This window comes from Wolbachia endosymbiont of Drosophila pseudotakahashii (assembly GCF_026015925.1).
Classification (GTDB): Bacteria; Pseudomonadota; Alphaproteobacteria; order Rickettsiales; family Anaplasmataceae; genus Wolbachia; species Wolbachia pipientis.
This window is the reverse complement of sequence record NZ_CP110359.1, coordinates 815516-840582: the sequence shown is the minus strand read 5'-3', so window position 1 is coordinate 840582 and position 25067 is coordinate 815516. Positions and strand designations below refer to the sequence as shown.

The following is a 25067-nucleotide window of genomic DNA, read 5'->3' as shown; positions in this document are numbered from 1 at the left end:
CGCACTGGGATGACACCTCTGGGCACTGCCGTCGTAAAGGAACCAGTGTCAGCTACTCGGATGACAAAGGAGGACAGTGTCTCAGCTACTTTCATGACACCATTTGCTGTCTTTAAAAATGAATGTTCTTACAATTGTGCGTCATGCGCTTTATTAAATATTTTACTTAAAAATCTAATTTCTTATTATACAAGAGATAAGCAATTCATTGATGATGAAAAATTACAAAAAGGGGCATAGAAAGCGCCTAAGGGAGAAAATTATTTTAGATAATGGACAATCATTACTTGATTATGGGGTTTTAGAGCACATTTTATATTCAGCATACAGTAGAATTGATGTAAAGCCGATAGCAAAGAGTTTGATAGAAAATTTTGGCAGTTTGAATAAAGTTTTTAATGCTGACCTGGAAGCGCTGCAAAACGTTGATGGTGTCAGCAATGCAGCGATATCTGCCATCTTTTGTGTAAAACAAGCCTTTGTTCGTTCTGCAAGAGAAGAAATAAAAGACCTGCCTATAATCGATAACTGGGAAAAATTGCTTGATTATTTAAGAATAAGTATAGGAAGCCTCAATAAGGAAAATTTTCGCGTCATCTATATGAATAAAAAGTATCGTCTAATAGCGGAAGACCTGCAAAATATTGGTACAGTAGATCAAACTCCTCTTTATGTCAGAGAGATCATCAAGCGCGCACTTTTGATTGGTTCAACATCCATTGTAATATCTCACAATCATCCAAGCAGAGATACACAACCTTCAAATAGCGATATATCTCTCACTAGACAACTAGCAGAAGCTTGCCAAAGTATAGGAATAGAATTAATAGATCACATTATTATTACATTCAGTAGCTATTTTAGTTTCAAGGAAAATAGGTTGTTGTGAAAGCCTTTATAGCTACAGTAACTTAGATTTACCGACAATCGTCATTCCGCTACGTGTTAGCGGGATCTATCTGCGGCGGCATGACGGTAAGTTTTATTGTGGTATGATGGTGTAGTATAATGTTGGTAAACCTCAGTTACTTTAGCTATAAACGATTAAGATGAAGTTATCATATATCTATATACTTACAAATAAAGCTAATAGCACATTATATATTGGTGTAACTGCAAATTTGATCAAGAGGATTTGGGAACACAAAAACAAAATTGTTTCAGGTTTTACACAAGATATAATGTAAATAAACTTGTATATTTTGAAGAGTTTGAAGATATAAGTTTAGCTATTGCAAGAGAAAGGCGCCTGAAAGAATGGCCAAGGCAGTGGAAAATTAATTTGATCAATCAAAAGAATCCTAGCTGGATTGACTTATATTACTTAGCTTTAAGATAGCTATGCTGAGATCCCGCTACTTGTTAGTGGCTGAGATACCGCGGCGGTATGACGGTTTGCGGTGGTATGACAGTTAAGTAATTCGTCATCCCGCTACTTGTTAGCGGGATCTATCCGCAGCGGTATGACGTAGGACTGCTGTCATTCCGCTACGTGTTAGCGGCTGAGATACCGCGAATGAATCGCGGTATGACGTTCTGCGGCGGTATGACGGTTCGCGGTGGTATGACGTAGTAGCTATTTCTTGCAATCAAGTTTCGTTAAAAGTCAGATTGAATGGTTAAATCTTCCACCCAAATAACCACGCACTCTACTTGCTTGTTTGGATATATTTCTTGTACTAAGGTTTTATAGATTAACATCTGTTTTTTTATTTCATTTAATAAGGAAACAGAAACGTTACGGTGTGATTTGTAGTCAATTATGATTGCTTTATCTTGCGTTATGCATAGCCTATCTAGTCGTACTAATACTGACTTGCCATCAATTGTTCCACTCAGTGTAATCTCTGATTTGCCTTCCAAGTCAAACAAATAGCCATATTTTTCATTAAAGGCTAATATTTTACTGTAAATTTCATCCTTATCTTCACTGATGTTATCAAGGTATTTTCTGACCCAATTTTTTCTCCTTTCTTTTTCTATCTTGGGCATATACTGCAATATGCTGTGAATAATCAGGCCTCTTGCATAACCATCTGTCATCCCAATGCTCCTTGTTGTCATTCCAGCACTCTCATCTGTCATTCCAATACCCCTGTCTGTCATTCTAATACCCCTATTTGTCATCCCAGTGCTTGACACTGGCTTTTTTTCTCCAGGTTCCAGCTTCACGTGCTGAAATGACATCGAAGAGTGAGTAGCTGATGCTGGCTTTTCTTCTGTTTTTACTGATCCCAGTGTCAAGCACTGGGATGACAGGGGAGGACGCTGGGATGACACCGAAGAGTGGGCTAAAGCTGGTGGAAGGGAAATGACCGGAACGTCAAAGTAATCACGTTTTTTATAAATGTAAGGGTAGTTTGCATTCACGCATAATACTTCAACTTTTTCTTTAAATATTAGCCGTAAACCCCTTTGTTTCTTTTTATATGGTTCTCCATACTTAGTGATTAGATCATACCAAGAGCCCTTTTGCACTGGCTCTTTACTTAAGATGTATAACTCATCTTCAGCACGCGTGAGTGCTACGTATAATAAACGCAAATATTCATTATAATCCTCTAGTTTTTTCTCTCTTTTTACTTGATCGCAATAAGCGTTGTTGTTTTTTCCACACCAAAATGGTGCTTCCGTTCCATCAAAGATAATGCTTTCACTGTTTCTTGGCACTGTGTTTGTATCAGCCAAAAATACTATGGGAGCTTGCAGACCTTTTGATTTGTGAATTGTCATTATTCGCACAGCATTGCGTTCTGATTGCATATCATTCTTAATCTCCGGATTATTCTCCTTGATCCATTGAACAAACGCTTGAAGAGATGGGTTCTCAAATTGCAACACAAGGTTCATAAATTCGTCTAGAACCTCGAAGCACTCAAGACCTAGCCTTGCAGCAAATTTCTTCTTACCTGTGCGCAGTATATGCGTGAATAATGCGAGAGGGGATTCTGTGCGAGATAAGTTAATGAGATAGTTTAATTCACTATAGATAACCACAGAATAATCCTGAATTCTTTCCCATAGTGAATGCTCTTTACGGTCGTATGCAATGTTAAATAAATCATCCTCGGTGAAATTAAATAGCGGTGATTTTAAAGCATTTGCAAGAGCTAGATCATTTGCCTGGAGGAGTAAAAATTCGGCCAAAGCTATTAAGTCCTGCACGGCTATATAGTCCATAATTCTAAAATAATCTCGGCCTACAACTGGCACATTTGCTTTTTTAAGTTCGCTTATTATGTAATCAACTAACACGTTTCGTTGTCGCACCAAAATCATAATGTCTCTTGGCTCTATATGGCGATCTTTAGCGACTAAAATTCGCCCTTCATTTAACCAATTGTGAATTCTGTTGGCTATTGTTTGAGCAAGTAATCGGTCTGCTATTATATAATTTTCCCTGCATGTCAGAGGAATTTGTAAAGCTTGCTGTTCTTTCTCTTTGCGCCTTGGTAACGCTGGCCAAATTTCAATATATCCTTGGTCATTTTCTCTATGTGGAACATGTTTTATTTCATTATCATTAAAAGATATTTCTGCGCGGAAGTTATTAAATATTCTATCTACAAGCATCAAAACTTCTGGAGTTGAACGAAATGACTTTTCAAGTTGGCATGATATCCAATCTCTACCACCAGTTTTCGTATGAAAGTATTGTTGCATATAGTTGAATAGATGGGGATTTGCTCCTTGAAATCTATATATGGATTGTTTTACGTCACCAACAACAAATAAGGTTCGCTTTTCATCATTACCGGCAAAAAATTCATCGCAGAGATTTGTTATAATTTTCCACTGACTGATGCTATTGTCTTGTGCCTCGTCAACAAGGATGTGATCTATTTTTTGATCTAAGTTAAACAATACCCAATCTTTATGATCTGGGTCGCTGAGAAGATTTGTTGCTAAGTCAATTATATCATTGTAGTCAAGCAGTGCATTTTTTGATTTTTCACTATTATATAAATCAACATATACTTTAAATACACCAAGTAAGCTACTGGTTCTCTTGAATATTTGATAAGAGTTCATGTCTCTTATATGGGTAAATACTACATTCTGAACGCTCTCTATTATTTGCTCTGCATCTTTGAATTTCTCCAAAATACTTTTTGTTGCAATGGATGATATGCTCTTTTTTTCGTGCGATTCTGATTTGAGAAATACCTTGGCTAGGTTTTCTATTTTGGTGTCATTCCACTTTATTCCGGTGTCATCCGAGTAGCTGACACTGGTTCTTTTTTTCTGGATCCCAGCTGGGATGACAGTAGAATAAAGTATTTCACTATAACTCTGATCTCTTTTACTGCCTTCACTTAATATCTCGGCTAGTCTTCCCACGTGCTCAATTGTTTCACTCTGTAAGTCATGAATTTCATCTGGGGCGCTCAATTTATCTTTGATATATTTCGAATCATTTGCTGACATCGATCTTTTTACACATAAAGTATAAAGCAAATCGCGTAGTTTATTTTCATCAATTTCAGTTGCAATAAGGTTGATATCATCCTGCACAGTTTCGTTATGAAGCACTTTATTGAATATGATGGAATGTAATTCTTTACATTCACTCAGCGTGCAATTTGGAGCAATGCCAGCTTCTATAGGAAAGCTGGAGATTAATTTGTAACAGAAAGCGTGTATGGTTTGTATAGTTAGACCAAGATTTTCCAGTTCAGAGAAAAGCCTTCTTGCTCTTGTTAAATAATCTTTATTTTTTCTGGATCCCAGTGTCACGCACTGGGATGACAAGTAGGGGTGCTGAGATCCCAGTGTCACGCACTGGGATGACATTGGAAAGAAATCTAGTTGTTCTAGATCTGCTGCCAACACACTATCTGAACATATTGCCCACTTACTGAGTATGCTGTGAATGCGATTCTCCATTTCGTTTGCTGCAGCATTGGTGAATGTTAAGCAAAGAATATTTCTTTTGTTTTCTAATAAAAGTCTCAATACTCTGTCTATTAAGATTTTTGTTTTGCCTGTACCAGCGGACGCATTTACCCACACAGAGAAATTAGGATTTATGGCATTTGATCTCATCAGAAGTGCGAGAACCTTATAAAAGTTGACTAAAATAGCATTATACATATAATGTAAAAATAGTGTTAATGAAGATATATAATGAAAAGTTTTTGTGTAAAGGCGCCTGCAAAAATCAATCTTTTTTTGCATGTTGTAGACAAAAAAGAAACAGGGTATCACTTGATTGAAGGTTTATTTGTCTTTGCTAATCTCTCTAATTTTTTGGAAATAAAAGTAGGTGAGAAGGATTCTAGATACGATAACTCTACAGTTGAATTTATAAACTCCGAGTCTAAAATAAATAACCAATATAACACTGTAATGAAAGCGGTTAATCTGCTGCTTAGGCATGCTCCTGTACGCACTAAAGTCACTGTAAAGGTTGTAAAAAACATACCAATTGCTGCAGGACTTGGTAGCGGATCCTCAGATGCTGGAGCTGTGGTACGTACGCTAGGGAAGCTGTGGGAGATTGATAGGACGATTTTAAATGAAATAGCCTTAAACGTTGGTGCTGATGTTCCCGCAAGCGTAGATAGCAAGCCAGTTTTTGTTAGAGGTATTGGCGAAGAATTATGCCACATTAAAAAATTCTCTTTACCTACAAATGTGGTGCTTGTGAAACCGAAAAAAAGGTTTTTGAGTACACCAGAGGTATTTTCCAAACATGAAGGAAAATTCTCTGAGCCAATTAAATGGAGCGATGACGCTGAAAAGGATTTGTTGAAGCTTCTTAAAGAGACGAGAAACGATCTTCAAGAAATAGCAATAAGCTTTGTACCTGAAATTAAGGATGTGATATCAACACTTGAGTCACAAGAAGGCTCTATACTTTCTCGCATGTCAGGCAGTGGTGTATCATGTTTTGGAATATTCGATAGTGAGGAAAATGCAAAAGCTGCTGCAGTTAATATCGGAAAAAAGCAACCAGAATGGTGGGTATTTGACACTCAATTAATAGTTTGACTTATGGATATAACTCCCTTAATTTCCGAGAATAAAAATCTTATAAATGGTTACAGGGAAGGAAAATTTTTGGTGAATAATAGAGAATATTGCGGCTCAATTATAATTTTTCCTGAACAAGGTGATTAAATTGAAAGAAAGTGATATAAATAGCAAGGAACATTTTAAATCTTTTTTAACAGAGGAAATAGAAATTTTGATAATAGGTACTGGTAAAACACGCAATATACCAAGTTCTTCAGTGAAGTCCTATCTTATGGAACAAAAAGGTTTAAATTTTGAATTTATGACAACAGGTTCTGCATGCAGAACCCATAATGTTCTGATATCCGAAGATAGGTTTGTTGTCAGTTATCTAATAGCCATATAGCATGCTTGAAATATTTACTCAGGATTTTTTCATCAATAGTCTAATTGCAGTAGTTATGATTAGCCTAGTAACAGGCGCTTTAGGATCGTTTATGATATGGCAAAGGTTATCGTATTTGGGTGATAGTTTGTCCCATTCTTCATTGCTTGGTATTGCACTTGCTTTGATCTTTAAGATTAGCCCATCGCTTAGCATAATGCTCATTGCAATTGCGTTTGCAATACTGCTTTCTCTTAATTTTAACAGATTATATTCTGCCGATACGATATTGAACATCGTTACCAATGTAGTTTTATCATCGAGTTTAATACTTATGTCTTTTCTTCCATCTGGCAATAATAGTATTATTAGCTCACTGTTTGGTGATATATTAACGCTCGATCAAAGTGATATAGTATTGATTTTTTTAACCTCTGCAGTAGTTACTTTGATATTAATATTTAGATGGCGTTATTGGTTAATGATTTCAATTAATCAAGATTTAGCAGTAGTTGAGAAGATTAATGTTAATTTTGTTAGACTAGAATTTTTAATTACACTTGCTATATTTATAGCAGTTGCTGCCCAATTAATAGGAATATTACTCATTGCTGCATTTTTGCTAATACCAGCAGCATCCGCAAGACTCATCTCAAAAACTCCAATGGAGATGATTATTGTTGCAACAGTTTTTTCTGTAATCTCTGGGATATCGGGTCTCATGTTATCTGCAAGTTTTGATTTGTTAACTGGACCTGCAATTATACTTGTTGCAGCGGTATATTTAATTATCGCTTATTTTATAAGGCTAGTATTAAGCAGGTTGGCTTAATTTTGATCTCGAATGTTAATAATTTTGTAATATACTCATTATAAAACATCACTATCTTAGCACAAAATAGTTTTTGCTATACTATTATTTATATGCTAATGATAAGTTGTTAATTTTATGGAGTAAGGAATATGAGCGAAGAAGGATTTTTTTCCAAATATATATCTCAACCTGTGAAAAAATTTTATAATTATATTACAGGAAAAACAGAAGAGTCAGATGATGTAGCAGGTGATGTGCATAATATTGCACAAGGAGACTCAGAGTCTTTGGATACTCATGTACAGTCAAATGAGAATGATATCATATAGATAGCATGAGGGTTACACCATCCAAAGTTAAAAGATTCCTAGAGAAACCTGATGCTTTAAGTGGTGTGTTAATTCATGGAAGTGATAACAGTAGGGTTGGTTTTTATGTACAAGAAATAATTGCTAATTTGGATGAGTATTCAGTTCAGGTGATGGATTTTGCAATAGTGAATAAGTCACCCGGTTTACTGTTTTCTGAATTGGCAAACATTTCGATGTTTACCAGCAAAAAATTAATTAAGCTGATAAATGTGAGTGGAGGTATATCCAAAGAGTTAAAAAACGTATTGGATTATAATGCAAGTGGTCATTATGTAATGATGACAGCAACTGATCTTCCACACAATTCTGCAACCAAAAGTTATATGGAGAGTTCAAAAATTTTTGGTGTAATTGCTTGCTATAAGGACAGCAACAGTAATCTTTATGATATTATATCAAGTTACTTAAAACAAAATGATATAAAATGCACAAATGAGATAATCTACCATTTGCAATCTTACTTTAATCATAGCAAGCTGCCTATATGTTCAGAACTTGAGAAGTTAGTTTTATACTTAGGGGAGAGAAAAGACCTAAAACTTACTGATATAGAATTATGCTTTTCAACTTCCGGCAACGACTATGCTACACTTGATGATCTATGCTCTGCCATAGCAAGTAAAGATATGTCGCGTTTCATTAGAATTTCTGATGCATTGATATCGCAAGAAAATTTTTCACCGATAGCGCTAATTCGCATTATATCAAATTATTTCCTACGCCTTGAAAACGTTTTGCTGTCAGTGCAAGGTGGAATGAGTGAGCAGGCTGCGATTGATCAGCTAAGCCCTCCATTGTTTTTTAAACAATTGCAGAGTTTTAAATCTCATTTGAAAAGTTTGCAACTTTCAGAACTTAAGAAGATCTTGGAAAAATTGATAAGCTTAGAAGTTACCTGTAAAAAAACTGATTTAGATCATAAAATGATTTTTCAACATGCACTGACGGGTAGCTGACTACTCGGATCCAGCCTTTCTTATAATTTCATCAAAATGTTGTATTTTAACATAAAATAGCTGCTTTTATGCCTACCAAAATTCATTCTTTAGTGTGTGTCTCACAAGTATTCTTTGCTAATAGGATATTTTCGAATATAATTGAATATAACTAGATAAAAATACAGATATGTTTGACATTTCAAAAATTGTAATAACACCTGAAATGTTAAAATTAGTTGCTGAAATTGATGAATTTAAAGGAGCATGGCAATTGTTTGGTAATTAGCTCCAGAACGTTTACAAATGCTCAAGAAAATTGCAACAATTGAAAGTATTGGTTCTTCTACTCGTATTGAAGGGGCAAGATTATCAGACCGTGAAGTTGAGCAATTACTATCCAAACTTGATACACGCTCATTTCGTTTTCTAGATGAACGAGAAATAGCCGGATATGCGTATGTGTGTGAAGAAGTATTTCAAAACTTTAACAAGATGCCATTTACAGAAAACACTATAAAACAGTTTCACATCTGGCTTTTACAATTTTCATATAAAGATCAAAGGCACATGGGAGAATATAAAAAATTCCCCAATCATGTTGAAGCGTTTGATGAATCTGGAAAAAGCTTGGGCATAGTTTTTGAAACAGCCTCTCCATTTGAGACAGCAACACAAATGCAAGAACTTATTTATTGGACTAGCCAGCAATTAGAGGTGAAATCGTTACACCCTATATTAATTATTGGCATTTTTATAGTTACTTTTTTAGCTATTCATCCCTTCCAGGATGGAAATGGCAGATTATCACGCATTCTCACAACTTTCTTGTTACTAAAGTTAGGGTATATCTATGTACCTTACAGTTCCCTTGAAAGTAATAAGGAGAGTTACTACTTAGCTTTGCGTCGTACTCAACAATCCTTGAAGACGAGCAGCTATGATTTTAATCCATGGCTTATGTTCTTTTTAAGGTCACTACAAAAGCAAAAATTTCATCTTGAACAAAAGGTGTCACATGAAAAAGTGTTAAATCTCTATTTACCACCACTTTCTGCTAAAGTATTAGCACTACTCAGCAAACATGGACGTCTTACAATTAAGGATTTGGAAAATATTACTAAAGCAAACTGCAATACCTTAAAGAAGCACGTATCTAATCTCGTAAAGAGTAATCACATCACTCAGCATGGAAAAGGCAAAGCAACCTGGTATGTAATATAGAGCTCAACAGGATATGTATTCATTTTGAATTGTTAAATTATTCAGCTATAGAATATAGGTCACAGCTGTACAAACATTGTAGTTTGAGCCCACTAGATCCCAGTGCCCTATTCTTGTCATCCCAGTGCCTTCTCCTGTCATCCCAGTGCCCAGACACTGGGATGGCTTTGTTGCATCGCTAGCTATGATGGATTAAAGATAAAAAAGATGGAGAATATCAGTAGCTTATTATTCTGGTATTTATAATAAGAACGGTCAGTGAATACCTAAATTTGAGTAAAAGAAATTTCACTACCACTCACTAATCTGGCTAAAATTCAAGAATTTCAATGCTTTAGCTATTTTCAATAGAATTAAATTTATTAATATAAATAACAAATTACTATTCTTAAATTTGATCAGATTGATTGCAAAAAAACAAGATTTTCAATAGGTTGCTTATAATCCTAACTATAGTTAGCCTTTCATAAGTAGCGATGCAACAAAGCCCACTGGGATCCAGAAAAGTTTGCTTGTAAGCAAGCAAATTAGCATAGAAAGTGGTTACAACGTTTTCGATGAGATTGCAGAAAGGCTAGATTCCAGACTGGAATGACATCGTTCACTATGTACCATATTGCAATAGTTGTGGTCAAGGCACTGGGATCTGAAATTGCAGTGTTCGTACAGCTATAGAATATAGATCAGAAGTGACAGAGCTTAAAAAAAGGCCTAACATTCTTAATAAACGTAAAAAGCTTTATGAAAATCAGAGTTGGAGTAATAGGCTGCTTAGGCAGAATGGGCAAAAAAATACTCAATGAATTAATTACAAATACCAAAGTGGAAATAGCAGGTGCTGTTGCCCGTTCAGGCAGTAAGTACATAGATTCAGATATTGGACCAATTATAGCCAATCTAGGAATCAAGGTTACAAGTTCTATTAGTGGCATATTTGAGTTATCCGACGTTGTAATAGATTTTACAACTAAAGAATGTATGTTAGACTGCCTTAAAGCAGCTGTAAAATTTAAAACACCGCTGGTTAGTGGCACAACTGGAATAGAAGGTGTCGATTTGAAAGAATATGCTGCTGAAGTTCCAATATTATGGTCAGCAAATATGAGTGTTGGGGTTAATGTGTTGCTGAAATTGGTAAAAAAAGCTGCTGAGCTTTTAGGTAATGAATATGACGTTGAGATTTTGGAAATGCATCATAACTTAAAAAAGGATTCACCATCTGGAACAGCTATAGAACTTGGCAAAACAATTGCTAACGCTTCAAAAATGGATTTTCAGTCCAATCAATATTTACATAGTGGTTCAAACATAAGAAAAAAGGGGGGAATAGGTTTTGCAGTATCTCGTGGAGGTGGAGTAATAGGAGATCACAGCGTGATGTTTGTTAATTCTGATGAACGGATAGAACTAAACCACAAAGCAATTGATCGCACAACATTTGCTAGAGGAGCTGTTCAAGCAGCAGTATGGCTATACGAAAATAAAAGAGAAATTCCGGGGCTCTATTCAATGCAGGATGTGATATGAGCAATACACGTGCCTCTGTTAAAGATTTAAATCTCTGGTACGGCTCTAAGCAAGTTTTATTCGATATAAATTTGAATATTTATAAAAGAAAAGTTACTACTTTTATCGGACCATCCGGGTGCGGTAAATCAACATTTTTGCGTTGTTTTAATCGTATGAATGACTATGTACCAGGTTGCAAAACTGTTGGTGAATTAGATATCGATGGGCTGGGTGATATATATTCACGCGATATGGATGTTGTACTACTTAGAGCAAAAGTTGGTATGGTATTTCAAAAGCCAAATCCTTTTCCAAAATCAATATATGATAATGTTGCTTGTGGGCCAAAATTGCATGGTATGGCGAAGGATAAGCAAAAATTGAATGAGATGGTGGAAAATAGTTTAACCAAGGTTGGTTTATGGGAAGAATTGAAGGACAGATTGCAAGATAGCGCACTCAATTTATCCGGTGGCCAACAACAGAGGCTATGCATCGCTCGCGCAATTGCAGTGAAGCCAACTATTTTATTAATGGATGAACCGTGCTCTGCTCTTGATCCAATGGCAACCAATGCAATCGAAAATCTTATACAAGAGCTGAAATTAAGATTTACTATAATTATGGTGACTCATTCAATGAAGCAAGCTAAAAAGTTATCTGATAGTGTAATTTTCTTTCATAATGGCAGAATTGTTGAGTCTGGAAGCACTCAAGAAATATTCGAAGATGCTCAATCTCCCTTAACAAAGGAGTATATCCTGGATCATTAAGTTTCTGACCTTACCCAGAAAAAGTGGAGAGAAAGAAAAGAGTTTTTTTGGGTAAAATAAAATTTTGGAGGATTAGAAATGGTAAGAGAATATACGGCAGAATTCAAATTGGAAGCTGTTAAGCTGGCAAATGAACAAAGAAAGGTAGGTCAACCAGTTGCAAAAGTAGCAAGAGATCTAGGAATAAGGGATAGTGTATTAGGAAAATGGATGAAGAAATATAACGAAAAAAAGTCAGCGGCAAATGCATTTCCAGGTAGAGGTAACATGGCTCCTTACGACAAAGAGAGATTTGATTTACAGAAAGAGTTAGCAAAAGTAACAAGAGAAAGAGACATTTTAAAAAAAGCCCTGGCCAGTCAAAAAGAGTAAAATATTTTTTTATATAGTAACTGCTATAAAGTACAGGAATTATGTAGGATTTTCTGCTAGTGGCTACTATAAGTGGACCACAAGAAAAATAAGCAGTAGAGAATCAGCAAATAAAGAGTTATTAGCAGATATTCAAAAAATATATCAAGCTTCTAAATGTAGATATGGAGCTCCTAAAATTCATGCTGAATTGAAGGCTTTGGGTAAAAGTTGCAATTTGAAAACGGTGCAAAGTATTATGCAGAAAAATGACATCAGGGCTATACTGAAAAGAAAGTTTAAAATTAAAAAACAACAAACAGATAATAGAGCTGTAGCTCCCAATATACTAGATCAAAACTTTATTGTTGATCAACCAAATAAAGTATGGGATTACTTACATCAAAACCAAGGAGGGATGGCTATATTTGGCAGCAATAATTCTCACGTATGGTAGTTAATGAGTAGTGCAATAAATAAACAATTGGTTATGAACTCTTTATTAATGGCCATTAATAGGTGTAAACCTGTTAAAAATCTACTGCTGCACAGTGACCAAGGTTCACAATATACTGCGCAAGGGTATCAATATCTCTTAGCTGTAAAGAATATAGATGAGTAATAAAGGCTGTTGTTACGACAATTCTGTTGCAGAAAGCTTCTTTAGCTCATTGAAAAGAGAAATACTTATTGATACTTCACAACACTCTGCTCAACAAACTAGAACTGCAATATTTGAATACATAGAAATTTTTTATAACAAACAACGTCACTATTAACTATTGCATTCCAGAACAATTTGATGCATCATTCTTTTTGTAAAAAACATTCCACACTTTCTCTCCACTTTTTCTGGGTAAGGTCACTTCTTTATTAACTGTACTTAATATTTCTTCCCATTGCTTATAGTTCATTGCCATAACTTTACCTCTAATTTTAAATAGTATTTTTAATTATCACCTATCACAGCAAGTAAAGTCAACTCCAAATGAATTCTTAATTTTGCTTAGTAAGCACACTAACTATGAAACAATCTATATTACCATCAAAAACAGAATTTATATTGCCCACTTCATGTCCGGTTCTTAAATCCTTCACCATTTGATATGGATGCATAACGTACGATCTGATCTGATTGCCCCAGCCTATATCGCATTTTTTACCATATTCTTCAGCCATTTTCTGTTCTTTTTTTTCCAGTTCAATTTGGTATAAACGTCCTTTAAGTAATTTCAATGCCTCATCTTTATTTCTGTGTTGAGAACGACCATTTTGGCATTGAACTACAACACCAGTTGGAATATGCGTAATGCGTACTGCACTTTCAGTTTTGTTCACATGCTGACCGCCTGCTCCGGAAGCACGGTAGGTGTCGATCTTTAGATCCTTTTCATCCACAGCAATATCAATTGAATCTTCTATCACTGGAGTTACTCCTACACTTGCAAAACTGGTATGACGTTTACCATTTGCATCAAATGGCGATATTCTAACCAGCCTGTGAATTCCACTTTCACTTTTTGCCCACCCATAAGCTTTTTCTCCAACGATTTTTATCATTGCAGACTTTATACCAACTGACTCTCCTTCTAATTTTTCTACAACTTCAACTTTAAAGTTGTGATAAATTTCTGCCCACCTTATATACATGCGCATCAGCATTTCAGCCCAATCATTGCTCTCGGTTCCGCCAGCTCCTGAGTGGATTTCTAAAAAGCAGTTATTATTATCTGCTTCACCAGTAAATAAGGACTCTGTTTCTTTATACTTGATTAATTTCTCTAGCTTAGCTAATTCATTTTCAACTTCAGAGAAAAATTCTTCATCATTTTCATCAATAGCAGACTCCATTAAGCTGATGGCATCGTTGTAATCGCTTTCCAGCTTTAAAAACGACTCTACGTCATTCTTAATTTTAGAACGTTCTTTTAAAACTTCTTGTGCTTTTTGGTTATCTTGCCATAGGTCATCATTCGACGCTTGGGAGTCAAGCTCTTCAAGGCGCAACTTTAATTTTTCTATGTCAAAGACACCTCCTGATAAGAGAAATACTTTTATTTAAGCTTTGAAAGTGTTCAAGAATTTCTGGATAAGTTTTCATTATACTTTAGATTTTAATATATTTACTATCAATAACAATAACAGTAAACAAAATAGAAATTTAACCATATGATAGTTAATTTAAATAATTTCATTATACTTTAATGTTTAAGGAAATCAAGCGCGTATATTTATTAAAAAACAAGGTAAAGTAATGAATATTGAAATAAGTTCCCATTATGGTTTAGACAAAAAGGCTATTGATGACTTAATAGAGTCACTTGATAACGAGGAGCTAGAGAATGTTCGTAATATTGTAAAAACGATAGACAGTGTTCAGTTAGCTTATTTTTTATCTACTTCGATCAGTGATCACAGGGAGAAATTAGTTAATATCCTCGATCAACATTTGTTAAGTGATGCCCTAGTGTATGTAGTGCCAGATTTACAAATAGAGATCATAGAAACATTGGGAATAGAAAATACAGCAAAGTTACTAATGCTCCTTGATGTAGAAGATATAGTAACCATAGTGAAAGATTTAGATAGAAAGTCTGTAGAAAATATACTTTACTATTTGCCCAGCAAAACTCAGAAATCGGTAGAGGAGTTGCTATCATATCCAGAAGAAAGTGCAGGAAGGTTAATACATAAAGATATGGTTATAGCTCCATATTATTGGACAATAAATCAACTGACAGAATTTGTGTGCAACTATAAAAAAATACCAGAAAAATTTCACCAGATATTCATTATCAACTCAAAATTAGAGCCTATAGGCAGTGTTAATTTAAATAAGGTAATATCTCACTCAGGAGACACAATAATAAAAGAGATAATGGATCATGATATAAAAATCATTAAAACTGGAATAGACCAAGAGGAAGTAGCAAGAATATTTAAAGATTACTCTCTATTATCGGCTCCGGTAGTAAATAAGAATGGTAAAATTATTGGTGTGATCTTAATTGAAGATGTGATAAAAGTTGTTCAACAAGAAACAGAAGAGGATGTACTCAAAATAAGCGGTGTATCTTCTAAAGCCGATATAAATGCCCCTATACATAAAACTATAATTAAAAGGCTACCTTGGTTACTGTTTAACCTCTTAGCTGCAACAATGTGTTCCATAGTAGTTGGCTTTTTCGATGATGTAATAAAAAGTTTTATAGTACTACCAATAATCATGCCGATAATTGCATCAATGAGCGGAAATGCAGGATCCCAAACAGTAACGCTAACCATCCGGGCAATCGCAACAAAATATCTAACTGAGCAAAATGCAAAAAGAATACTGATGAAAGAATTTTTAATAGGTCTTATAAACGGGGTGATCTTATCTACTATTTCATTAGTAGTGTTAGCAATAAGGTTTCACAACTTCAAAGTGGAGATGATTTTTGTGGTCTCCATGATTATGATGTCAATTATTGCAACGTTCATCGGAACTTTCATTCCTATAATGCTTCACCGTTTAAAGTCTGACCCTGCCGTTTCTTCTTCAATCCTAACATCGGCAACAACTGATATTCTCTCAGCTTTTATATTTCTTGGTTTAGCTACGATCTTTTTATTAAATAGCTAATACTATCTATAGCTATACCGCCGCGAACCGTCATGCCGCGATTCATTCGCGGTATCTCTTAGCATAGATCCCGCTAACAAGTAGCGGGATGAAGAGAAAGGGGCTACTTGGATGACATTCTTCCTGGTGTGCCCAAATCACAATGTTCGTACATCTGTGGATTTATTCGCGGTATAGATATCGCTAACGAGTAGCGGAATGACGGTTTTTCAAATTGTCGTAAGTCAGTTTAGCTATAATATCAAGTTTCACCAACTATTTCTCTCTATTAAATAAGAATAAATTACCTATACAAAAATAGATTGGCAATATTTCAAGTCTGCCAAGCAGCATTACAAACGATAGAAATAATTTTACTTCATTACTGAAAGAGGAATAATTACCCGAAGGACCTATTAAATTACTAAATCCCGGGCCAGAGTTTGTAAGCGTTGCAGAGACTGAACTGATGCTAGTTATAAAGTCTGCATTGCTTAAGTAAGACATCACTATTGATGAAATGGTAAACGTTAACATGAAAATTGCAAAAAATATAAAGACAGAGTGAACTTCATCATTCTCCAGGGTTTTTCCATTGAATTTTACCCTATCGCCTGCGCCTGGGTTCAATAAAAGGCGAAAGTGATTTTCTATAGATCTTAGAAAAATGATCAAACGAAAGATTTTGACACCACCACTTGAAGAACCGCTACATCCACCAACAAAGGTTAGAAAAAAAGCTAAGACTGAAATGAAACTCCAATCTATATGATTACAGATTGCATAACCAGTTGACGTAATCAAGGAAGTGATGGTAAATGTGCTGCATCTAAATGATAATGACACTCCTAAATCAACATTTTTATACAACCAAAAACAAGCAAATAAAGATGAGATAGTAGCTATCTTAACAAAGTAAGAGACCTGTTCATCATAGCAAATGTCTAACCGTCTTATAATTTTTAAATAGCTAAGAAAAGGCAGAGAACCCAAAATCATAAAAACGATCGTTATGGCTTCTAGTATGGGATTATTATAGTGCCCTATAGAATCATTATAGTTAGCAAATCCACCAGTTGATACAGCAGACATTCCGTGACATATTGCATCAAATAGTGGCATACCAGCTAGATAATAGGAAAATATGCATAACAAAATTAAGCCATAATATATTGCCGTAACATGAATCACTACGCTTCGCGTGTTCGGCAACTTCCTTTTGGTAGCATCTGAATATTCAGAATAAAGTAAATTATTTAGGCTGAGAACCTTAAACATAGGAAAAACTGCAATTCCTAAAGTGATTACACCAAAACCCCCCATGCCGTGTAGCATTGCTCTCCACAGCAGTATTCCTGGAGATTGTTTTTCAATATCATTAAATATAGTTGCCCCTGTGGTTGTGATGCCAGATATCGTTTCAAACAATGCATCAACGTAGCTCAGATTATCAAAATAGAAAGGAATAGCTGCAAACAGAGACAAGGCAATCCAGGTGCAACTAGTAATCGCAAAAATTGCTGGCATTCCATGCAATCTACTTAATTTACCGAGTAAAATAAAAATTGCGCCAGATGTGCAGGTAATTATGAATCCAGCGAAAAAATTTTTCCATTCGTAGCTGAGATACTTATTGGTAATAGCAGGAATAAGCATTGCTAAGCTAAATAGCAATAGGAATATTCCCACAATAAATGCAATTGAACGTAAAGTTTGTAAACGTTGATGATTTTTCATAGAGTTACTTCCTCGCTATACAAAGCCATAAAAGCTACTCTAACGTCAAGCATTTTGTTGGCCTTTATTAACAGTTATTAACAATATACTTGATTTACTTGTAAATATGTATGATAATTAAATTTTTATTAGAGGTAAGATATGGTTGAATTAACTGATGCACAAGAAGAAATTCTAGGTTCATTAAGACAGGCAGTCAGGAATGACAATTTTCAAGAAGTCCAGAACGTACTCAACAATAAGGAACATAATGATATACAAGTAGTTTTGAGCCACGAGGGGACTCTGACTAGTGACAAAGGTACCATTTAAATGATGTTATTGGCTGTACTAAAACTAGCGTTAACACTAAAGTAGGGATCATTGAACTAATTTGGAAGGAAGCTGATCAAAAAACTCGTGATTTTTTGTGTGATTACAAGGTAACAAAATCTTTTGAAGATCAACCATATTTTACGGATACAATAGATGATCTTAAACGCTTTCAAGGAAAATTTGACCCTCATAGCACAGAATATTTTGCTCTTGTACAAGTTGTTCAAAAAATAGAAGATCACAAGTGGGTAATGGATCTTGATTCCAACTTACAAAAAGCAATAGAAAACCTTGATATTGATCAAGTTAAAGCAGCATTAGAGAATTGTGGTGAAGATGTAGAAAGGGTTTTAGAGCGAGAGGTATATTGGAGTAGTGGAAGAGTAGATGCCCTTTTAGTTTATCCTCTGAAAGTTGAATATAGTGAAGAATTGAACCAAGAAGATGTGGAAAAGATAAAAGAAAGCTTTAAATTAATGTTTGATGCTGCTTCTCCAGGGCTCCTTGGGTTCGAGCCCAATGGAAATAACTATGTAATGGATAAACTTACATGTGCACAAAAACGTTTTGCTAAAATACCTGGAGTAGGTGAGCAATGCTTTCAAGATTTGATTCAAGAATTTGAGGAAAAACTTAGTAAAAATGAACTAGATAATGCCAAGATTAATGATCAGATAGCATGGGATAAAGAGTATGCGACTCGATTTTCACAAGAAATCAATCAGGATCCGTCTGAGAATGATGATCTTAACTTTATAGATGACACTGATCTAGATCAAAACACCGTAAACTCTGCACCAACTGCAGACAACGAAACCCCAGAAAAAAACGATACAAACTTCTGGAGTGAACACAAAGGGAAGATCGCTCTGGGCGTTGTTGGACTATGCGTAGTTGGTGCTATTGCAGCCTATGTGCTGGCATATCCTGTAGTTGCATTAGTTTTAGAAGTTTTAGCAGTTTCAGCATTGGCTGTACTAGCTTATATTGGAGGAGTTTGTGAGAAATCAGAAAGCCCAAATACGAAAAGCTCGGACCCGGTTGTTTCTGGGGTGTTGCAACAACGCAGAACTATCTAATTAGTAATCCATTGTCATCCCAGCGCGCCGCGCTGGGTCTGACTACGCTAGAACAAAGAATATAAAAGAAACGTTGCCGTCACGTTATATCATAAACCTTTGCTGAAGCTTTCTTTATATCTTCACTTGAAAGTGGAATTAGACCAAGCCTAGATAGGTACCCATCTTCAATGCTGATCGAATCTATAATTTCTTTTATGAATTCTCTTAATCCATCAACAGTATCCAGGTGTTCTTTCTTTATATAAAGGTATAGAGGTCTTGCTAATATATATTTTCCCGATGATATATTTTCGTAAGTTGGCTCAATTCCTGCAATTGTGCTCCCTTGTATTTTATCTTGATTCCTCATTAAAAAGCTAAAACTAAATATCCCTAAAGCGTTCTTGTTACTTTTCAATTTTTGTATTATTATGTTTTCATTAATTCCAACTTCTATATACCTTCCGTCATCCCTTATATTACCACATGCTTTCTTTCTTTCTTCCTGATCTTTATAATTCTCTTTGAAAATTCTCGAGTTCATGCATGAATATTGATCAAGCATAATAGAATTAACCAAAGTTTCGTATGTGCCTGTATTTTGATGTGGACCATAAATTTCAATTTCTGTTTTTGGTAAGGCTTGATTTACATCAGACCAAAACTTCTTATTATTTTTTACTAATTTATCATTTTCTTGAGAATATGCAGATAAAGTTTCAAATAAGTCCTTCTTTGTGAAATCAAATCTATGGCTTTGATTTGAATTTGCAATGACAATTCCATCATAGCCAATGATGATCTCTATCACTTCATTAATTTTATTTCTTTTACATAGCTCTCTTTCTACTTCCTTCATAGGGCGAGATGAAGTGGTGATGTCTGGCGTGTCTTCCCCTATTCCTGAGCAAAACATTTTGAACCCTGATCCACTTCCTATTGATTCCACAACTGGAGTCTTAAAAGGGAATACACGATTGAACTCCTCGGCTATAAACGAGATAAAAGGAAAAACAGTTGAAGATCCAACAATTCTGATGTATTTCCTGGCATCAGCATTTGACGGCGGCGTGAATAATACGAATACAAAAATCAGGAGAAAGTTTCTAAGCATTATTTTTAGTTAAGAACATAAATCTAATTATTATAACAAAACATCAAACTGAAAAGCTTTAATTGCATGACAAAAGCTACAGTTTACATTTAAATTTTATTTTATATTATTGTAAGTATTACACAACTTTAAGGAACAGTTATGGCAGTTATGCCAGATAAATGGATAAGAGAAAAAGCTGAAAACTTTGGAATGATAGAGCCTTTTGTGAATCACAAAAGCAGCAAAGGTGTTATATCTTTCGGACTATCATCTTACGGTTACGATGCAAGAGTGGATAATAAATTTAAAATTTTTACTAACGTTAATTCAGCCATCGTGGACCCTAAAAATTTTTCTGAGAATAGTTTTATAGATAAAGAAACAGACGTATGCATAATTCCACCAAATAGCTTTGTGCTTGCAAGTACAGTGGAATATTTTCGTATACCAAGGAATGTACTGGTCATTTGTGTTGGTAAATCAACTTACGCAAGATGTGGAATTATAGTAAACGTTACTCCCTTAGAGCCTGGATGGGAAGGTCATGTCACACTCGAATTCTCAAACACCACTCCGCTTCCCGCGAAAATTTACGCTAATGAAGGCGCATGCCAATTCGTATTTTTAAGCGGCGAAAGTGAGTGTGAGAAATCATATGATGATATGAAAGGAAAATATATGAATCAGCATGGTATCACTTTGCCGTTAGTTAAGTGATTACTTTAGGTAAAGCGTGATATTGTTTTATTGTACTGAAGATTACTAAAATGAGTTTTAACTAATTTGTCGCATTCTTTATCACCTAAAACTGCACGTGCAGAGTGGTTTTTAAATGACTCTACATAGCTTGAAAAGAAATTTGTAGAAGGATTACTTAAAGCTTCTGCAACTTCTTTTTTTTCTTTATCATTGGAAAGCTGATTAAATAGTTCTTCTCCCTTTTTTTGCAGCTCATTTTCAAATTCCTGCTTTATAGTATTCTTATCTGCTTTTTGCAAGAAGGAAAACTCTTTAAAAGTGTACAAGAAAGAGACAATACTGTTGAAGGTGCCAGTAAAACATGCACTTGAACCACGACCAACACGCACTCCGTACTCTGTTTGCGATTCTACTAAATGTTTAACCAGTTGATATTTTCTCTGTGATATGCGGGTATTAATAGCTATATTATTTGCTCTAGTTTGATCGTTGCAAGCCTTCCAAACTAAATTTAAAACTTGCTTCAATGTTAACCCGCTTCCACTATGTGTACCAGGGTTATTTTTTATACGCTTCAAGCACTCAAGTGCATGTTTTTTCTCATCTTCTGTAAGTTGATCTTTATCTGCAGCTTTTTGTGTGCCATTTGCTATGCACTCTAACTGATCAATAAATCCTTCTATTTCCTCTATAAACTTATCATCAATATCAGGCTCACCGTAGTTTTCTTTTAGCTTTTGAACGTTAATATTAATTGCATCATTTACATCAGTATCATGCGTTGTTTGTGGAATACGTGCTGCCTCCATAAATGCTTCAGCTCCTTGCTCTAACCATTCTGGTGCTTTGCCTCCTGCAAAAAGATATAGCTTACTCAATACATTGGCGATTGAGAGAAACACCAGGAAAGAAATAACAAATATTATCAAAAGTACTACAGATAAACCTATGATTAGCCACCTTACAGGAGCTAGCAGAATTTCTTTTGCTTTTTTTAATTTTGACGGTCTTTGTATGTTGTCTGGTGTATTTACTACTGCTGGCATAATTAGTTTAAGTTAATATCAATATTATTAATATACTATATTTTTTCTTATTTTGTCAACTCAAATTTCTACTTCCGCACTTTCTTATTGTTGCTTACAATGATTATAGCTACATGATTTACTCATGTATTTTTCCTGATTAAAAACTTCAATTATTCATTGTAAGCTGCTGAATTTCGTACTATTTAGTGGCAAATTGTTATCCAAGTGGCTGTAAAACGACAAATTCGTCATTCCGCTACTAGTTAGCGGAATCTATGCTAAGAGATACCGCGAATGAATCGCGGTATGACGGTTCGCGGCGGCATAACGATAAGCTCGTCATCCCGCTGCTTGTTAGCGGGATCTATCCGCGGCGGCATGACGTAGAGCCTACATTAACTATAGAAACAAAAAGGAGGATTATCATGTCTACAATAATTTTATCATCAATTTTCGGTCAAGCAGGCAGCATTTTTGGGCCAATTGGCCGGATTATCGGCTCAGAACTTGGTACTCTTCTTGGTGCACAGCTAGATGGGGCAATGTTCGGCCTTGAAGCCGAGCAAAAAGTAACGCATGGGGCAAGGCTAAAAAATCTGCAAGTTCAAACCTCAACCTACGGCAGAACGATCCCAATTATCTATGGCACTGCTCGTGTTGCAGGGAATATTATTTGGGCACAGCCAATAAAAGAAGAGGCGATAACCACCAAAAGTAAAATTGGAAGAGGTATGAACGTTACATATAATTACTATGCAACGCTTGCAATTGCGATCTGCAAGGGGAAAGTAGAAAAATTAAACAGAATCTGGGCAGATACAACATCACTTAGCTTTGATGAAATAGATTATACTTTTTACAGCGGCAGAGAAGACCAAAATCCTGATCCATTTATGTCATCAATTGAAGGAGAGGGGAATGTGCCGGCTTATAGGGGAATATCTTACATAGTCATCAAGAATTTTCCTTTAGCAGACTATAATAATCATGTTCCGGTATTTACGTTTGAAGTGCAAACTGCAGTAAAGTCAAATGAATTTTCAGTAGCAAAAAATATTCGGAATATCAATATAATACCAGGCTCAGGAGAGTTTGTATATGATACAAAAATACAGAAGAAAATCGCGCAAGAGAAAATAAGCAGCAACCAATATATCCCATATGGGCTGGCGCAAAGGGTAAATCACAACAACCACACTAAAAAGAGCGATGCAATGCTTTCTTTGGATCAATTAAAGGGAGATTTACCAAATGTTGAGTGGGTATCGGTAGTAGTCAATTGGTTTGTGAATGATCTGAACATTAAAGATTGTAAAATATATCCTGCAGTTGAATTTCAAGATGATTCCGCAATATTACCTGATGATTGGCAAGTAGGGGGTGTAACCAGAGATAATGCTCAGCTAATTTCAAAAGATGCGAGTGGAAACCCAAGGTATGGTGGCACAGTTAGTGATGCAGCGTTGATAAGATATATAGAAGAGCTACACAGCAGAGGCTACAAGGTGATGCTCTATCCAATGCCCTTACTTGGTACAAAGAACAAAGAGTGGCGAGGAAGGTTGAGCGGGACTCCTGAAGATATAAGTGATTTTTTTAAGAATCAGTACAACAAATTTATAGAGCATTATGCAAGCATTGCCAAACAAACTAAAGTGGAAGGGTTTATCATTGGTTCTGAATTTGCGCAACTTACCAAAATCAGGGATGAACAAGGGAATTACCCTGCCGTTATAGAGCTGGTCAAGCTTGCAAAGCGAATAAAACTTCAGCTTGGAAAAGAAGTAACGGTAACTTACGCTGCTGATTGGAGTGAATACCATTCATATGATGGTTGGTATAATATGGATGAACTGTGGTCTTCAGAGTACATCGACGTTGTTGGCATAGATGCTTATTTTCCACTGACTGATGGTCCAGAGCCTCCTTTTGGCTATTCTGCGGAAGATGTAATGGGTGGTTGGAGCAGTGGAGTGGGGTATGATTATTTCTATGATTACTCAAAGGGTGAGCCTGAAAGAGTAAAGTATAACGACAGCAGGTATGCGTGGAAAATATAGAGAAATGGTGGAGTGAAACTCACACAAATCCTGACGGTAGCAAAACGAAATGGCAACCAAAGATGAAAAAAATATGGTTTACTGAGTATGGATTTCCCAGTATGAACGGCTGCACTAATGAGCCAAATGTGTTTGTTGACAAAGGCAGCATAGAGAGCAAATATCCACGATATTCAAACGGAGAGGTGAGCTTTCTTTCGCAAAAAATTGCAATTGAAGGAACGCTAAAAAAGTGGCAAAGCTCAGAAATGGTAGAAAAAATGTTTCTCTGGGCATGGGATGCAAGGCCATTTCCTTACTTTCCCAATTTATGTGATGTGTGGGCTGACTGCCATAACTGGCAAACAGGACATTGGATTCAGGGAAAGCTTTCACAACTTAATATTTCCGATGTTTTATCGGATCTGTTACAAAAAACAGGTTTAAAAAGCGATCAGTTCGATACAAGCAACGTCAAAGGGTTATTGTCTGGGTATGTGATAAACGACCAGCAACCCGTACGTTCAATTATTAAAATGCTGCAAAGTTGCTATTTTTTTGATGTGGTTGAACAGGACTCTAAACTGAAATTTGTCCAAAAGGGCAGGGGAGTTACGACTGGAATACCAATTGGTGAAATGGTTTTCAGTAACAATTCAAAACTTGCTAATATCAGTCAATTAGATTTAAACAATAAAGTTAACGTCGTTTATTTTAATCGCAATTTTGGCTATCCAATTGATGTTAAATATGCTGAGTTGCCAAAGCAAGGCGCTGCTATAACAGTTGAAATACCGCTCATTATGGAGGAGGGAGAGGCGCAAAATATAGCTGAGATTTTACTTTATTCTTCGTGGCAAGAGAGAAATATATACAATTTCAAGCTGCCGATAAAATATGCGTGGCTTGTGCCAAGTGATGTAATAACGATTTTAGACGGTGAGAAAAAGCATACGGTGAGAATTATAAAAACAAAATTCGAAAGCATGTCCATTCAAGTAATTGGCGTTGGTTATGATCACTCTACATATAAGCTTTCTTTTCCTTCAACAAGGTCACTTATGCTGAAGGAATACCCTTCCTCTCACATTAGCAAAACCATCGTAGAAATGATAGATTGACCAGATATTAAAGGTAATAGTGCAAGCTTTACTTTAATTAGTGAGGA

At 35.5% G+C, this 25067-nt stretch carries 21 protein-coding genes and 3 pseudogenes; 18 read left to right on the top strand and 6 right to left on the bottom strand.

The features are described from left to right. Positions 1–9: 9 nt before the first annotated feature. The 3 genes and pseudogenes from ONI09_RS04345 to ONI09_RS04335 all read left to right on the top strand — a co-directional run bounded on the left by ONI09_RS04345 (position 10) and on the right by ONI09_RS04335 (position 1339). The gene (locus ONI09_RS04345; protein WP_041573522.1) at positions 10–240 is read left to right on the top strand and encodes a hypothetical protein; all 231 of its coding nucleotides are present in this window, start codon (positions 10–12) and stop codon (positions 238–240) included. Then, the gene (gene radC, locus ONI09_RS04340) at positions 215–889 is read left to right on the top strand and encodes a RadC family protein (protein ID WP_265014428.1); all 675 of its coding nucleotides are present in this window, start codon (positions 215–217) and stop codon (positions 887–889) included. The genes ONI09_RS04345 and radC overlap by 26 nt, the downstream gene beginning before the upstream one ends. Before the next feature lie 160 nt (positions 890–1049). Beyond that, positions 1050–1339, top strand: a pseudogene (locus tag ONI09_RS04335) (GIY-YIG nuclease family protein). A gap of 260 nt (positions 1340–1599) precedes the next feature. Here ONI09_RS04335 and ONI09_RS04330 read toward each other — a convergent pair. After that, positions 1600–5046: a UvrD-helicase domain-containing protein gene (locus ONI09_RS04330; protein ID WP_265013790.1), complete on the bottom strand. Its 3447-nt coding sequence runs from the start codon at positions 5044–5046 to the stop codon at positions 1600–1602. 81 nt (positions 5047–5127) lie between these two features. Between ONI09_RS04330 and ONI09_RS04325 the strand changes: the two genes are divergently transcribed. The 9 genes and pseudogenes from ONI09_RS04325 to ONI09_RS07090 all read left to right on the top strand — a co-directional run bounded on the left by ONI09_RS04325 (position 5128) and on the right by ONI09_RS07090 (position 13142). After that, entirely contained in the window at positions 5128–5994 is an 867-nt protein-coding gene (locus ONI09_RS04325) for a 4-(cytidine 5'-diphospho)-2-C-methyl-D-erythritol kinase (RefSeq protein ID WP_265013789.1), read from the top strand. Between the two features lie 3 nt (positions 5995–5997). Next, positions 5998–6364, top strand: a pseudogene (locus tag ONI09_RS04320) (Mth938-like domain-containing protein). 1 nt (position 6365) lies between these two features. Further along, positions 6366–7175 carry a metal ABC transporter permease gene (locus tag ONI09_RS04315; RefSeq protein ID WP_265013788.1) on the top strand — a complete coding sequence of 270 codons (810 nt, stop codon included), beginning with the start codon at positions 6366–6368 and terminating at the stop codon, positions 7173–7175. 131 nt (positions 7176–7306) lie between these two features. Then, positions 7307–7486: a hypothetical protein gene (locus ONI09_RS04310; RefSeq protein WP_010082539.1), complete on the top strand. Its 180-nt coding sequence runs from the start codon at positions 7307–7309 to the stop codon at positions 7484–7486. Positions 7487–7491: 5 nt separating this feature from the next. Continuing rightward, positions 7492–8484 (top strand): DNA polymerase III subunit delta, encoded by a 993-nt coding sequence (holA, locus tag ONI09_RS04305; protein WP_264707628.1) that lies wholly within the window; start codon positions 7492–7494, stop codon positions 8482–8484. Between the two features lie 285 nt (positions 8485–8769). Continuing rightward, positions 8770–9687 (top strand): Fic family protein, encoded by a 918-nt coding sequence (locus ONI09_RS04300; protein WP_265013787.1) that lies wholly within the window; start codon positions 8770–8772, stop codon positions 9685–9687. 741 nt (positions 9688–10428) lie between these two features. Continuing rightward, positions 10429–11214, top strand: coding sequence for a 4-hydroxy-tetrahydrodipicolinate reductase (dapB, locus tag ONI09_RS04295; RefSeq protein WP_265013786.1), 786 nt, complete (start codon positions 10429–10431; stop codon positions 11212–11214). Beyond that, positions 11211–11969 (top strand): phosphate ABC transporter ATP-binding protein PstB, encoded by a 759-nt coding sequence (pstB, locus tag ONI09_RS04290; protein WP_265013785.1) that lies wholly within the window; start codon positions 11211–11213, stop codon positions 11967–11969. Before dapB ends, pstB begins: the two co-directional genes overlap by 4 nt. A gap of 78 nt (positions 11970–12047) precedes the next feature. Continuing rightward, positions 12048–13142, top strand: a pseudogene (locus ONI09_RS07090) (IS3 family transposase). Here ONI09_RS07090 and ONI09_RS04265 read toward each other — a convergent pair. Both ONI09_RS04265 and prfB read right to left on the bottom strand, forming a co-directional pair. Next, positions 13100–13240: a hypothetical protein gene (locus tag ONI09_RS04265; protein WP_264707624.1), complete on the bottom strand. Its 141-nt coding sequence runs from the start codon at positions 13238–13240 to the stop codon at positions 13100–13102. The pseudogene ONI09_RS07090 and the gene ONI09_RS04265 overlap by 43 nt on opposite strands. 76 nt (positions 13241–13316) lie before the next feature. Then, positions 13317–14421 (bottom strand): peptide chain release factor 2 gene (prfB, locus tag ONI09_RS04260; protein ID WP_265013783.1). Its coding sequence is split into 2 segments (ribosomal slippage): positions 13317–14345 and positions 14347–14421, totalling 1104 coding nucleotides; the frame shifts between segments, so codons are not numbered across the junction. 153 nt (positions 14422–14574) lie between these two features. On the opposite strand from prfB, the gene mgtE reads away from it, so the two are divergent. Then, complete coding sequence (gene mgtE / locus ONI09_RS04255) at positions 14575–15945, top strand: magnesium transporter (RefSeq protein WP_265013782.1); 1371 nt, start codon at positions 14575–14577, stop codon at positions 15943–15945. Positions 15946–16200: 255 nt separating this feature from the next. Here the strand turns inward: mgtE and ONI09_RS04250 are convergent, their stop codons facing one another. Continuing rightward, the gene (locus ONI09_RS04250; protein ID WP_265013781.1) at positions 16201–17661 is read right to left on the bottom strand and encodes a TrkH family potassium uptake protein; all 1461 of its coding nucleotides are present in this window, start codon (positions 17659–17661) and stop codon (positions 16201–16203) included. Positions 17662–17802: 141 nt separating this feature from the next. On the opposite strand from ONI09_RS04250, the gene ONI09_RS04245 reads away from it, so the two are divergent. Both ONI09_RS04245 and ONI09_RS04240 read left to right on the top strand, forming a co-directional pair. Further along, a complete protein-coding gene (locus ONI09_RS04245) occupies positions 17803–17973 on the top strand; it encodes a hypothetical protein (protein ID WP_265013780.1) in 171 nt (56 codons plus the stop codon). 95 nt (positions 17974–18068) lie between these two features. Next, positions 18069–19055, top strand: coding sequence for a hypothetical protein (locus ONI09_RS04240; protein WP_265013779.1), 987 nt, complete (start codon positions 18069–18071; stop codon positions 19053–19055). Between the two features lie 79 nt (positions 19056–19134). Here the strand turns inward: ONI09_RS04240 and ONI09_RS04235 are convergent, their stop codons facing one another. Then, a complete protein-coding gene (locus ONI09_RS04235) occupies positions 19135–20151 on the bottom strand; it encodes a substrate-binding domain-containing protein (protein ID WP_265013778.1) in 1017 nt (338 codons plus the stop codon). A 141-nt stretch (positions 20152–20292) separates the two neighbouring features. Here ONI09_RS04235 and dcd point away from each other — a divergent pair, with 141 nt between their 5' ends. Continuing rightward, positions 20293–20850, top strand: coding sequence for a dCTP deaminase (gene dcd / locus ONI09_RS04230; protein WP_006280485.1), 558 nt, complete (start codon positions 20293–20295; stop codon positions 20848–20850). A 5-nt stretch (positions 20851–20855) separates the two neighbouring features. Here the strand turns inward: dcd and ONI09_RS04225 are convergent, their stop codons facing one another. Then, positions 20856–21878 (bottom strand): hypothetical protein, encoded by a 1023-nt coding sequence (locus ONI09_RS04225; RefSeq protein ID WP_265013777.1) that lies wholly within the window; start codon positions 21876–21878, stop codon positions 20856–20858. 407 nt (positions 21879–22285) lie between these two features. Here ONI09_RS04225 and ONI09_RS04220 point away from each other — a divergent pair, with 407 nt between their 5' ends. Further along, complete coding sequence (locus ONI09_RS04220; RefSeq protein ID WP_265013776.1) at positions 22286–23920, top strand: baseplate megatron protein TIM-barrel domain-containing protein; 1635 nt, start codon at positions 22286–22288, stop codon at positions 23918–23920. Beyond that, the gene (locus tag ONI09_RS04215; protein WP_265013775.1) at positions 23908–25020 is read left to right on the top strand and encodes a baseplate megatron protein TIM-barrel domain-containing protein; all 1113 of its coding nucleotides are present in this window, start codon (positions 23908–23910) and stop codon (positions 25018–25020) included. Before ONI09_RS04220 ends, ONI09_RS04215 begins: the two co-directional genes overlap by 13 nt. Positions 25021–25067: the final 47 nt, after the last annotated feature.